Source organism: Enterococcus sp. DIV2419 (assembly GCF_051711865.1).
Taxonomy (GTDB): Bacteria; Bacillota; Bacilli; order Lactobacillales; family Enterococcaceae; genus Enterococcus; species Enterococcus faecalis.
In genome coordinates, this window is sequence record NZ_JBIONS010000001.1 from 2613293 (window position 1) to 2626193 (window position 12901).

10 protein-coding genes and 1 other annotated feature are annotated in these 12901 nt (G+C 36.8%); of the genes, 3 read left to right on the forward strand and 7 right to left on the reverse strand.

Features of this window, described 5'->3' with window-relative positions:
* Nucleotides 1–223: 223 nt before the first annotated feature.
* Genes pcp through IGI97_RS12290 form a run of 3 tightly spaced genes read right to left on the reverse strand, consistent with a single transcriptional unit; the run spans nucleotide 224 to nucleotide 2508 of the window.
* The gene (gene pcp / locus IGI97_RS12280; protein ID WP_002355269.1) at nucleotides 224–865 is read right to left on the reverse strand and encodes a pyroglutamyl-peptidase I; all 642 of its coding nucleotides are present in this window, start codon (nucleotides 863–865) and stop codon (nucleotides 224–226) included.
* Between the two features lie 15 nt (nucleotides 866–880).
* A complete protein-coding gene (locus IGI97_RS12285) occupies nucleotides 881–1825 on the reverse strand; it encodes a DUF979 domain-containing protein (protein WP_002355267.1) in 945 nt (314 codons plus the stop codon).
* On the reverse strand, nucleotides 1822–2508 hold the full coding sequence (locus tag IGI97_RS12290; protein WP_002355265.1) for a DUF969 domain-containing protein: 687 nt from the start codon (nucleotides 2506–2508) through the stop codon (nucleotides 1822–1824). The genes IGI97_RS12285 and IGI97_RS12290 overlap by 4 nt, the downstream gene beginning before the upstream one ends.
* Nucleotides 2509–2700: 192 nt before the next feature.
* On the opposite strand from IGI97_RS12290, the gene IGI97_RS12295 reads away from it, so the two are divergent.
* Both IGI97_RS12295 and IGI97_RS12300 read left to right on the forward strand, forming a co-directional pair.
* Nucleotides 2701–3216, forward strand: a complete 516-nt coding sequence (locus IGI97_RS12295) for an HdeD family acid-resistance protein (protein ID WP_002381189.1) — start codon at nucleotides 2701–2703, stop codon at nucleotides 3214–3216.
* A gap of 15 nt (nucleotides 3217–3231) precedes the next feature.
* Nucleotides 3232–4416 carry an AI-2E family transporter gene (locus IGI97_RS12300; protein ID WP_002383671.1) on the forward strand — a complete coding sequence of 395 codons (1185 nt, stop codon included), beginning with the start codon at nucleotides 3232–3234 and terminating at the stop codon, nucleotides 4414–4416.
* 51 nt (nucleotides 4417–4467) lie between these two features.
* On the opposite strand, the gene IGI97_RS12305 is transcribed toward IGI97_RS12300, so the two are convergent.
* The 3 genes from IGI97_RS12305 to IGI97_RS12315 form a co-directional block, all read right to left on the reverse strand.
* Nucleotides 4468–5595, reverse strand: coding sequence for a 5-methyltetrahydropteroyltriglutamate--homocysteine S-methyltransferase (locus IGI97_RS12305; protein ID WP_002366087.1), 1128 nt, complete (start codon nucleotides 5593–5595; stop codon nucleotides 4468–4470).
* Between the two features lie 60 nt (nucleotides 5596–5655).
* Nucleotides 5656–5885 (reverse strand) — a binding site (T-box leader).
* 117 nt (nucleotides 5886–6002) lie between these two features.
* Entirely contained in the window at nucleotides 6003–7388 is a 1386-nt protein-coding gene (locus IGI97_RS12310) for a PcsB-like coiled-coil domain-containing protein (protein WP_010824991.1), read from the reverse strand.
* 426 nt (nucleotides 7389–7814) lie between these two features.
* Nucleotides 7815–9950, reverse strand: a complete 2136-nt coding sequence (locus IGI97_RS12315; RefSeq protein WP_025192777.1) for a VWA domain-containing protein — start codon at nucleotides 9948–9950, stop codon at nucleotides 7815–7817.
* Nucleotides 9951–10024: 74 nt separating this feature from the next.
* Here IGI97_RS12315 and IGI97_RS12320 point away from each other — a divergent pair, with 74 nt between their 5' ends.
* Nucleotides 10025–11536 carry a helix-turn-helix domain-containing protein gene (locus tag IGI97_RS12320; protein WP_438738725.1) on the forward strand — a complete coding sequence of 504 codons (1512 nt, stop codon included), beginning with the start codon at nucleotides 10025–10027 and terminating at the stop codon, nucleotides 11534–11536.
* A 140-nt stretch (nucleotides 11537–11676) separates the two neighbouring features.
* Here the strand turns inward: IGI97_RS12320 and IGI97_RS12325 are convergent, their stop codons facing one another.
* Nucleotides 11677–12900: an amidohydrolase family protein gene (locus tag IGI97_RS12325; RefSeq protein WP_002389547.1), complete on the reverse strand. Its 1224-nt coding sequence runs from the start codon at nucleotides 12898–12900 to the stop codon at nucleotides 11677–11679.
* Between the last annotated feature and the right edge of the window lies 1 nt (nucleotide 12901).

Below are 12901 nucleotides of genomic sequence, written 5' to 3' on the forward strand. Positions count from 1 at the left end.
TTCACACGCCAACAAAAATTACTTTTTCTTTTTGTAAAAATAGAAAGAGGTCGGGACAGCAGCGTTTAACTCCGAGAAATAAGAAGGAATTTCCGAAAATTGTTCTTTAATTTTTGGAGAATTTCGGCTTATTTCCGAAGGAGTTGCTTCTGTTCCCGCCGTTTATCAGTTTTTGAGCGTGGAACAAAAATCCAAAGTGATTTTTGTTCCACACGCCTGTTAATTAGTGGGTTGTGCCACCTTGTAGTTGAATATCTTCTTGCGTTTTTACTGCTGCTTCAATCATATAGAACAAAGAATCTGTGATTGCTTCTAATGACATAGAAGCAAACGTTGGTTTATCAATTGTTTGTTCTGGTAGGAACGGAACATGAATAAATCCGCCACGAATAGTTGGATATTTAGTGTTAATTAAGTGTAGTAAGTGATACATAATATCATTACATACAAAGGTTCCTGCTGTATAAGAAATCGCTGCAGGTAATTGATGGTCATGACAATTTTTTACCATCGCTTTAATCGGTAAATTTGTAAAATAGGCTGTTGCTCCATCTTCAACCAACGGCACATCGCTTGGTTGTTGTCCTGCATTATCCGGGATACGCGCTTCCGCTAAATTAATCGCCACTTTTTCAACAGTGACTGTTTGGCGGCCCCCTGCTTGTCCAACACAAATCACCATATCTGGTTGATGGGTTTCAATTGCTTCAGCCACTTTTTCACCACTAGTGCCAAAAACAGTTGGCACCTCAACTTTAATAATTTCAGCTCCTGCAATTTCAGCAGGTAATTTTTTGACTGCTTCAAAGGCAGGATTGATTGCTTCTCCTCCAAATGGATCAAAGCCAGTAACGACAACTTTCATTTCGATCATCCTTTCTTATTTGAATAGAATCATATAAACAATTTGGAAAATTAACATGAAAAGTGCAATCGGCAATTGATTTTTAATGACGCCGTACTTATCTTTCATTTCCAACATGGCTACAGGTACGATATTAAAGTTCGCAGCCATCGGTGTTAACAGTGTACCACAAAAACCACATGTTAAGGCAACCATCCCAACTAATGCGGGATCTGCACCTAAAGAAAAGACAAACGGCACACCAATTCCGACTGTCATCACGGTTATTGCTGCAAAGGCATTGCCCATGATAGCCGTAAAAATAACCATTCCCACAGCATAAATAATAATCCCTACATTGACATTTCCTGCTGGTACTACGGCACTAACCCCTTTTGAAATAATCTCACCAACACCAGCGCTAGTAAAAACAGCACCTAAACAAGCTAATAGCATTGGCAACGTACTAAGAGGACCGACTGTTTCTAACATTTCCGCCGCATCATCAAAAAATACTTTCGGCGTATTATTTTTAGAAAAGAACATCATGATGAAAATCGCTACAAAGACACCAACACCGACACCGACTAAAGCTCCTAAAGTAGTCAATGTGGCAAAAAGAATTGCAAAAACCCCGATACTTAGTGCGGGAATAAAAATCTTCATTCCTAATTTTTGAGACATTTTTTCCATGTATTCTTTCGAAGGTAAGCGACTTTCTCCTTTTGTCACTTTTTGAAGAATTGCCGGAATTGTCATCACAAAAATAAGTACGCCACAGGCAACTGGTGGAATAAACCGACCAAAACCGATTAAGATCCCTAAGATTCCCCAGAATAAACTAGTCCCATACGCATGTTGATTGGTTTTATCACGAAAACTACGAAAACTTGTGTATAACAAGATAATCCCCATAAAAATATAAAGGACTTCCAATAACTTTGCACTCAAATCAATACTTGGATCTGTGAAAAAACTCATTTCAGTCCCTCCTGTCCATAATATTTTTTACGTAATCTTTTTTCTTTTAAAGTAAAGTAAATACTTGCCGAAATTAAGGCAACTAAGGCGACTGGTACTTCCACTAAAGCCAATTTACCTAATGTCACTTCATAGCCTAAATCTTTCAATGTTGATTGAACAAGCAATGCCCCAGCCCCACCAACAAACAGAACTTGACCAAAGAACCAACAGATATTTTCCATGGCTGAAGCCATCCCTTTTAGTTCTTCTTCATACTCTGGCACCATTGGTAAATTTTTTGATTCAATTGTTCCTAACGCCATTGGCAAAATAATCGGACGCACAAAACCTGCTACCCCACCAAAACTTACGTTAAAAGCGGCGAAGATAATCCGAAAGACACCATAAATGTCAATAATCACACCAGCAGATACCTTTTTGAATCGTTTAATCAACGTAGCCGCTGACTCTTTCAAGCCATTTCTTTCTAACGTTCCTGTTGCTAACATAATAATAATAAAGATAGCCATGCCTCGATTATTCACAAAGGTTGTTCCTAGTGTTTCTAGCATCGATGTCAAACCAAGCCCGCCAGTAAAAGCCGTCACTATTAAAGCAACCATCACAATCAAGATAGCATCAAATTTCAATGCGAAGCCGACAATGACGATCAATACGCCTAATAAAGGTAATAAATCCATCAAATCTCTCCTTCTTAAAATAAAATTTCACTTTCCATTATATGCCAATTTTCGCTCATTTGTAAGACTTTTTTAATTTTTAATGTTATTTTTTCTAAAGACACAGTTTCCAACACTTTTTAGAGCTACCACTCGCACTTTTTTCTTTTTTCCGCTAGAATAAAAGAAACAATAACATTGAGGAGGATTTTTATGTTCCAAACTTTTAGAGAAAATTTTCGGCGCCATACCCTATTGCGCGACGCCGTCTTTATCGTTATCGGAAGTGCCATTGTCTTTAATCCCGGTGCTTTCTTCCAGTTCGTCGGTTATTTAATTGCTGGTTATTTGATGCTTTTAGGGTTAATTAATATTTATGATGACTACAAAATAAAAAAACAAACGGGTAGCTGGGGACTTGGTTTCGTAACAGGTTTAATCTTTGTCGTCTTAGCAGTAGCCTTTTTATTTTTTGCACCAGTGATTGTTTCGATTCTGCCGTTTTTATTAGGGATTAGCATTGTTATAAACGGCCTCGTTCAATTGACTTTTGCTTTAAATACTCGTCAAACAGGCGCGCTTATCTACAGTATTCTGGTTTTAATCGCTGGAGCCGTTTTAGTTTTTAATCCCTTCAAAAGTCTCTTAGTTTTGATGCAAGTCTTTGGATTTATCCTGATTTTCATGGGTGTCATTGAAATTATTGGTCATTTTAGAAATAAAGCTTAACGAAAGGAGCAACTTATGGATAAAGAAAGTACCAAGTGGATCCGCTTTTTAGGTGGGAAAAATTTACTTTACACATTAACTATCCTTTGTCTAATTGCTGTAACTATCTTTTTATTCAACACTGTTTCATTTATCTTTAAACCAATTTTTGTTATTTTTAGTGCCGTCTTAGGCCCGGTACTTTTTGGTATTATTCTATTTTATTTGCTTAATCCAATGGTGAAACGCCTTGAGAAAAAAATTCCCCGTGTTTGGGCGATTGCGATTCTCTATGTCTTAATTATTGCATTACTAGTGTTAGCTGGACTGCAACTTTTCCCAATTATCCAAGACCAAACGGAAGAATTAATCAAACAATTCCCAAGTTTTTGGAAAAGCACGCTCCAAGCAGTACAAGAATTTATGGCTAAAACACCTTTTGCAAAAGATTTAGAATCTGCTAATGAGTCGATTAATCAGCTCTGGGGCAAACTTGCAAACTCCTTTAAAGACTTTGCAGGGGATTACCTACAAACAGGCGCACAAGGTCTGGGAAGCGTCTTTTCTGCAGTCTCTTCTACTTTCCTAACCTTGTTTACAGGACCTATCATCGCCTTTTTCCTTTTAAAAGACAAAGAAAAGTTTTATCGCTTTGTAAAAGGCATCATTCCCCCAGCTTTTCGTCCTGATTTTGATGAATATAGCCAAATTGCCAACATTCAAATTGGCGATTATCTAAAAGGTCAAGTCATTGCTTCGTTGGTTTTAGGGATTATGTATTGGCCAGCTTTTCTATTAATTGGTTTACAATTTGGTAGCATTTTAGCTTTAGCTGCGGGTATTTTATGTATTATTCCTTATATCGGGCCATTTATTGCCTTTATTCCTGGATTGATTATTGCCTTTCAGGATTCCACATTTATGGTAGTTAAATTTGTTATCGTCTGGTTTGCCATCCAATTGATTCATGGTGATTTTGTTATTCCTCGTGTGATGGGCGATAAATTAAAAGTCCATCCGATTACTATTTTACTTGTCTTGTTAGTTATGGGTGAACTGTTTGGTTTAATGGGCGTTATCTTCGGGATTCCAATGTATTGCCTAGTTAAAGTGACAGTCATTTATTTATTCCGCAAATTCAAACAACGCTATAACCGCTTTTATGGTGACAACGGCGAGTATGAACACACGAATTTTACTAAAGATCAATATTTAAAATAATACAATGAAAAAACTGGGACATAAGCCGTTTAGACTTATGTCCCAGTTTTTTTACCATACTTCTCTAGCAATTTCTTGAAGTAATTGAACTTTGCGCCATTGTTCTTTCTCCGTCAAACGATTTCCTTCTTCCGTCGAAGCAAAACCGCATTGCGGACTAATACTTAAGTTTTCTAAAGGAACAAACTGTTGGGCTTCTTCAATTCGTGCTTTCACTTGTTCAGTCTCTTCTAATTCAGGAAACTTAGAAGTAACTAAACCTAAAACGACTTTGCTGCCATTATTTTGCCAATGTCTTAATGGTGAAAAGTCCCCTGCACGATCTGAGTCATATTCCAAGAAGAAACCATCATAATTCGTAGCAAATAATTCTTTTGCTATCGGTTCATAACCACCTGAAAATAACCAAGACGAAGCATGGTTCCCACGGCAAATGTGTGTGGTTACAGTTAAATCTTCTGGCTTGCCAGCTAAGGCTTCATTAATAATCGTGGTGCACACTTGTGCAATTTCCTCTGGCTGTATTCCTTTTGCTCGTAATTCTTCTTGTTTTGTCTGATCCGCTAGAAACGCCCAATTTGTATCATCAAATTGCAAATAACGGCAACCTCTCTCGTAAAAGGCCGCAATTGCGTCTTTATATGTTTGTGCTAAATCCTTATAAAAAGCACCAATCTCTGGATAAATTGTTTGAATGCGCGAGGTGCCATCGTTAGATAAAATTTCTTGACGTAAAATCATGGTCGGACTAGGGATCGTTGCTTTGGCTACCGTGCCATCACCAACTTCCACCACCTCTTTTAAAAATGAAAAGTCCTCTAAAAATGGATGTTGCGCAGGAAAAGATATTTTATCCACTACGCGGATATTATAGGCCGGAGCTGCTTTTCCATGAAAGGTTTGGTTATACCCCGTTTCTGGGATATAGCCTGTCACACCATTTAATCCTTCTAAGAAATCAATATGCCAAAAACCGCGACGAAATTCACCATCTGTGATTCCCCGTAAGCCGCCAGCTTTTTGTTTTGCTACTAATGCTTTGATTTCTTCATCTTCAATAAGACGTAGCTCTGCTTGAGATAAAGCACCTGCTTGGACCTTTTTCCGTGCTTTCTTAATTGTTTCTGGACGTAAAAAACTTCCCACATGATCAACTGTAAAAGGAATCTGACTACTCATTTGCCTCACTCTTTCCTATTTTTATTTATAAAAAAACGCCCTTTTACTAGCCGTAACTAGTAAAAGGGCGATTATTATCGCGGTACCACCTTTTTTCGGAAAGATGACTCTTTCCCTTCAACTGACAATCATAATCAGCGGTCTTGTTAACGAAAGACATTACGTTTTTGCCTACGTTTCGACAAAAATTCCTCCTAGGCCATTTTTCGATACAGACATCTAACTTTTTTCACCAACCAAAGTCTCTCTACCAGCTGTCTTGTATTTACTTTCCTATTCAACGGAAATTATTAGATTATAATTAGAATACCACGTTTAGCAAATTTGTCAACGGAGACGGATGAAATAGTAATGAAAAAAGCAGCTTCTTTTCAGAAGCTGCTTACGTCTATTTTTATCATTGCTGATTAGGCTGAGTGTCCTACGATTGTGCTACCTGAGTAACCAAAACCGACACGTGTAATACCTGGGTTAATTTCCCAATCACGGTGACCGCTACCTGAAGCTGTTACCATGTTTGTTTCATTGTACCACGCCATGATTACTGAGTTACCTGGCGCCCACATAATTGCGATAACTTCATCTCCACGAGACCAGTGATCATTTGGAATACCGCCTGCTTCAACTTGTGCTGCACGAGCAGTTGCAGAAGCTGCTAAACCTGCATCCCATACTACTGGACGTAAACCTAATGATTGACGTAGAACGTTCAATGCATTGATTGTTGGGTCAGCCGCAACAGGAGGAGGTGTTTGTCCACCGTTACCATTACCGTTGCCACCGCCATTACCAGGAGTTGGAGTTACTGGATCTGGTGTTTCTTGTCCACCACCATTATTTCCATTATCACTTGGTGTTGTAGGTTGTTCTGATGAAGAAGAGCCAGTATTTTCTGTTGCACTATTATCTGTACTTGGTGTAGTTGTTTCAGTTGTTTGTTGCGTGCTTGATTCAGTTGCTGAGCTTGAGCTTGCTGGTGCTTGTGCTTCTGTTGTTGAAGAAGAGGCAACTGGTGCTTCTGCTTTTACTTCAGCTTTAGCTTGAACTGGTTTTGCAGCAGCTTGTTTAGCTTTTTCAGCTGCAGCTTTTTGTTCAGCAGCTAAGCGTGCTTGCTCTGCTTCAGCAGCTGCTTTTTGTTTTTCTAAGCCAGCTTTAGAACTTTCAGCTGATGATTGTTCTAATGCTAATGAAGCTTTCATTACGTTTAATTCAGATTGTTTAGAAAGTAAATCTTGACGTTTTGTTTCTAATTCAGCTTCTGTTGCTTCAAGTTGTTTCACTTTTTTCTCGTTTTCAGCTTTTTTATCAACAACCGCTTGTTTGTCTTCTTTTTGTTGTTGCATTAAGTCGTTGTTGGCACTTACGATTGTTGAAACAGCTTGAACACGGCTGATTGCATCTGCAACTGAGTCCGCATCTAAAACTGCATCTAGCATTGTTGTGCTTTGTCCATTAACTTGAACATCACGTGCTTGATTTTTGATTGCTTCGTTACGTTTTTCAATACGTTGATTCAAGTTTGTAATTTCTTGTTGTAATTGTTCTGATTTTGCTTTTAGTGTTTGCTTTTGTTCACGTAAAGCCATGCTTTCATCAAATACTGAAGATACTTCTGCTTCTAAAGAAGATACTTGTGAAGCTAAATCCCCTTGTTTTGCTTTTAATGATGAAATTTCTTGATTTTTTTCTTCAATTTTTTTATCAACATTGTCCGCCAAAGCGATGCTTGGGGTAGCAATTGCTGATAGCGTTAATGAACATAGTAATACTGATGCAAATAGACGTTTCTTCACTTGTCATTCCTCCGAATTAATTTCTAAAGTTTATTTAAAATATCTTAATCTTTTCTTACGACAAAAACATTCTACCACACCCATATTTCAATTAAGCAATAGAAATGTTACAAAAACATTTCAGATCACTCGTTCTTTCTCCATAATAGGTAAACTTACCTTTTGTAAGGCTTTTACGCCTTGTCACGACTGGTTTTCACGTGTTTTCAATTGTTAAACAATTCTTCGATTTTTTTTCATATTTTTTCTTTTTTTATTCAAATTTTGCTTCTTTTTTGTCGATATATGCTTTTTTTCGTAAAATTAATCATTTTTCCTTCTTTTTATCAAACGTTTTTGTTACAAAATTCGTTATATTTTGGTAATGAACCAAGAAAAAGGCCGCTTCGTTGAGCCGCCTTTTATTGCTTTATTTAAAGAATTATTTTAGTTTCTCTGCTTAAGTAAATAGAATCCAGATAAACCTACCAACAAACCACCTAATAGTAAGAATGCTCTTTGAAATTTCTGGGTTTCGTTTGTTTTTGGCAAATGTCTATCATTGGGTGTAGCCTTCGTTATTTTTTTTGCTGTTGTGTTCGTCTCTGCTGAGAAATTATTATCCTTGAGTTCTGAGGTTGTTGTGGTAGTTTCTACAACAATTGGTTTTTCAGCACTCGAATTTGTTGTAGCAGTCTCAGAACTTAAAGCCTCATTCGTACTTGTATCTGTTGTGCTGGAAACAACTTCTTTACGACGATTTGTAAGGATAAATTCATCCTTTGTCTTTGTCATTATACTGTCAAATTCAGCTGGCACGTTCACTTCTTCTATCTGATATACAAAGTCTTCACCCCTGTTATTAAACTTTGGTAATGCTACTTCTGCGCCATTAACCGTTACTTGATTAATCAGCTTTTGATAGCCTTCTTTTTGGGTTAATTGCATGACTTCTGAAGTGGACCAAGCAGTTTCATCTGTTGTCGCTTTTCGAGTTACTTGATATTGAATTGCTTCTGGAATTTCTTTTTCTGTAATATTTTCCCAGTTCTTAATCAATTTTAATTGTACAGTAGGTGCTTTAATTGCTGGAATCGGAAAATCAACTGTTTCTTCTTCTGGAGTTGGTTGTAACGTAGTACGATCATTACATAAAAACCATGTATCTCCTTTAAAATCATTTGTTTCTGTGTTCAATCTAATCTGATAAGTTAATGTTAAACGTTCGTTCTTTCCTAATGAAATAGTAGAAATATGGAGCACTTGATTTTCTTCTGTAACTACGACATCAGTCAATAAGTCACTAGCCTCTAACCATTCACCCGTTGGCATTTTTCGCCAACCTTTTAGTTGGTAGTTATCTTCTGTGAAATTCCCAGCACCTTGTAAAAGAATATTTTCTCCCATTGGATCGATAATGAGCCCCTCATGGATAGTATTATTGATACTCCCAGCTAATTCTTTCAGTGCAGTGCCCAAACCAGATAAATTTTCATCAATAATCAAATAATTTTTAGGATCAGAAGCTATATTCCTACTAATATACTCTCCTCTTAACGAAGGATTAGCTGCAATTGAATAATAAGTATCTCCTGATTTTTTTAGAGAAACAATGGTTCCTAACGTATTATCTGTCACTGTTGTACTGTTTGTTTGGATAGCGTTAGCATCAGTAGAAGCACTGTTACTTGTATAGTACTGATTGGATTCTGTTTGAAACTCTTCCATGTAGGACGATGTATGGTAACCGTTGTAATCGATAATTTCACCATTATTGGGATAGCTTTGAGCATTTTCTCTAGGTAAAAAACTAGCATTTGCACTACCATCACCAATATGAACCAACATCTTTTTTGCATTTGGACGACTTTTTTCAGCCAATAAACGTTGCCCTTCTAGCAAGCCTTTTTGCATAAACGTACCTGAATGTGGCTCGGCTGTATTTCTTAAAAAGTCTTCTAAGTCATTCATGTCTGTAGAAAAATCCGCGGTGGAGTAAGTTAGTCGATTATAGGCAACGATACCAATTCGAACATGACCATCTGTTAATGAATCTGAAAGTTCTTCGCCGAATTGTTGCAAACCTTTCAAAGCGTTGTTTAATTTTTCACCTTTCATTGACGAAGAATAGTCAATCACTAGCACTAGATCAATAGGGCTTTCTGTCTGATTTCCTTTTACATCTAAAGTCACATTAAAAAGCCCTTGCTGGCCTGTTACAGCCGCCACACTTTTCTTCAAATAAGCTTCATCTCCATAATTCACATATTGTTCTTCGTCAAATGTCGCTTCAGGGGCATGACCATAATCATAATTGTTTGTGTCTCCCTCACTAATTCCGTTCGTTAAATAATGACCTTGTTCGTCATTTTTATAGTTAAAATTGTATGTTTCTGCGGAAACGTCTATACTAAAAATAGTCATTAGGAAAAAGAACATAAATAAAAATAAGGTTGTTTTTTTCAATTTTTTTAACTCCTTTGTGGTAAGTAATTTCTCATTCAAATGAAATTTGAGCGATATATGTAACTTACTACAGAAATAACTTTTAAGGAGACAAAAAAATGTACTTGCTAAGTACATTTTTTTAAATAATCGAATAAAAAACAAGTTATACTTATTTTAACAAAAAGAATCGAACCAATTGGAGAAGAATAATGGAAATATTAGACACTTTTTTCGGCTCAGAAGTTAAAAAGGAATTGGATTTACTGCGTTTGTTGTACCATAAAAAAAACTTTATTCGTATTGAAACACTTAGTCAATTGTTACAAATGGATCGACGTTCAATCAATAAATACTACGAATCCTTAATTAGTAAACCTTATGTATTGGCTAATAATTGTTCACATATTTTCTCTGCCGAGCGAGGTAAAGGCTATTGTTTCATGGGATCAAAAAAAGAATATAAAATTTTGACGAAGCAAATTTTGCAAAGTAGTCCGTATTTTACATTGCTCGAAAAACTATTCTTTGAAAGCAATGTTCATTTAACAAAATTTAGTATGGACCAATTCTTATCCGAATCAACTGTTCGGCATAAGGTTGCTGAGTTAGATACCATTTTAAAAACCTTTGATTTTTCGATCCAGAGAACCAAAGGCGAGATTCGTTTAGTTGGTGCTGAACCACGCATTCGTTTTTTCATGATTGCTTTCTTTTGGCGCGTTTTTTCTGGTCTCGATTGGCCATTTGCTGACGTTTCGCAAACAAAATGTGAAACCCTTGCGAAAGAGCTGATTGCTTTAGGCTATTTCCCAGCCAATCAATTGAATATGAAACTTATTTGTTATATTTTAGCGGTAAATATTATTCGTTATCGAAAGGGATTCCAGACAAATTTCCTGCTTTCTGAATCTATTTCTTCTTTATCTGATGAAGATCAAGAAGTACTGCTTCAATTTGTTGATACTCATCATCTACTAAAAGAACATTTAGAAAATCAATTAACGAACGCCTTTCTGTTACCCAAGAGTGAAAGCCAGCTGATTTTTTTATTTCTATTAACAAATACAACAGTACAACTCTCGAACAAACATTTTATAGATTTAATCGAACCTAACCAACCATTTTCAGAGACGAATTCCTTTATTAAAAAGATTCTTCACTCCCTTGAAACAGAAAACCCTCATGCCTTTGAAACCACAAAAAACAGGGCCTTATTTACAAAACAATTAGTGGCCGGCCTTCTTTTCGTAGAGTTATTTGAACAAATGGATTTTACACTTACTGGCTACAACATTAAGAAGTATTTATTACAAAATTTTGTTCATTTATTTGAGCATGCACAAAAGATAGTCGCCGAGCAAGACATCTATGTTTCGAACCCAGCTAAACAAACTGGCTTAGGCCTTCAATTATCGATGGCCTACACGTTAATTACTGCTCCAACAGCTTTCAATCAAACAGTTCACATAAAAATAGAAACAGACTTACCTACACCGATTGAAGCGATTATCATTCAACGAATTCGTGAAACGTTTGCAAGTTTCTATCACCTTGCAATTAATCAATTGTCTGAAGAAGATAGGTACGACCTTTATTTAAGCACTACGCCTTTGCTGCAAGTAAAACAAGCTGCACCATTTTTATTAATTAATGCGCAAGTTTCTTTAACTGACTTACTAGCGATTCAAGAACAATTAGTTCGGTTGGTAGCAAAGAAATGATTTAATTCTGTTAATAAATAGAACTCGTGGAACAAAAAAATAACTAAAACAGGATCAATCAAACACATCTTCACCTTTATCAAAAAAAGCTCAAAATGTTAGTTTTGACAACTAACATTTTGAGCTTTTTGTTTTTTTTCTTAACGAATGATTTCGACTTTTTTGTCTGTCTTAACTGTAACACGGCCGTTTTTAATAACATATAACCGTTCTGGAATATCAATAATCGCATGTTCAACCACTTTTGTGTCTAATAAGACTAAATCTGCTTTATTCCCAACTGCGACACCGTATCCTTCTAGTCCCATCGCACGAGCAGGACTTGTTGTTACCATTGGTAGCACTGTTTTTAAGTCATCCGCTCCACCTAGGTGTCCAACAGGAATGGCTAGCATCGCTGTTTGAACAATATCCCCTGTGCCATATGGTGTAAAAGCATTGCGAATATTATTTGTAGCAATACAGACATTCACGCCACCATCGCGTAATTTACGGATTGGCGTAACCGCACGTCGAACATTGTACTGATCACCACGAGCCCCTAAATGTAAATCCGTTGCTGGTAAAGCCATCACGCTAATATTTGCTTCCGCCATTTTTGCAATAATAGGCGCCAATTCTGCTTCAGGTAAGGCATGCAATGCCGTTAAGTGGCCCACTGAAACACGGCCTTGGTAGCCTTCAGCGATGGTTTTTTCACATAAATATTCAATACTCATATCATCAGCTTCATCGGCAAAATCTTGGTGTAAATCTACATCTTTATCATATTTTTTAGCAATTTCAAACACTAAATCAATATGTTCTTTCGCTGGTGCATCATTATAAGGAATACCGCCGACAACGTCTGCGCCCATATCCATTGCTTCATACATCATTTGTTCTGTTCCAGGGGCTTTAAAAATTCCTTCTTGCGGAAACGCAACTACTTGCATGTCAATTAACTCTTTGTATTCTTCTTTCAAACGCATAATTGTTTTGAAGCCAGTAAAACCTTGCGCTGGGTCAAATTCTGCATGCGTTCTTAACGCCGTGGTTCCATGAACGATTAACATTTCTAAAGCACGTTTGGCACGGTCGTAAATGTCTTCTTCGGTAAATGTTGGTTTTAATTCTGCGGTTACTTCAATTGCTTCTTTCAACGTACCTGATTTATTTGGTTTACGATCAGCGATTAATGCCTTGTCCAAATGTAAATGGCTTTCTACAAAACCTGGGATTAAAACACGACCATCTGCTTCGATGACTTCTTTGGCATCGCCAGTAATAACTGGGGCGATTTCAATGATTTTTCCTTCTTTAATAGCTACATCTTGTAATGCTTCACCGTCTTGAAGACGAACTTGTTTAATTAATAAATCCATG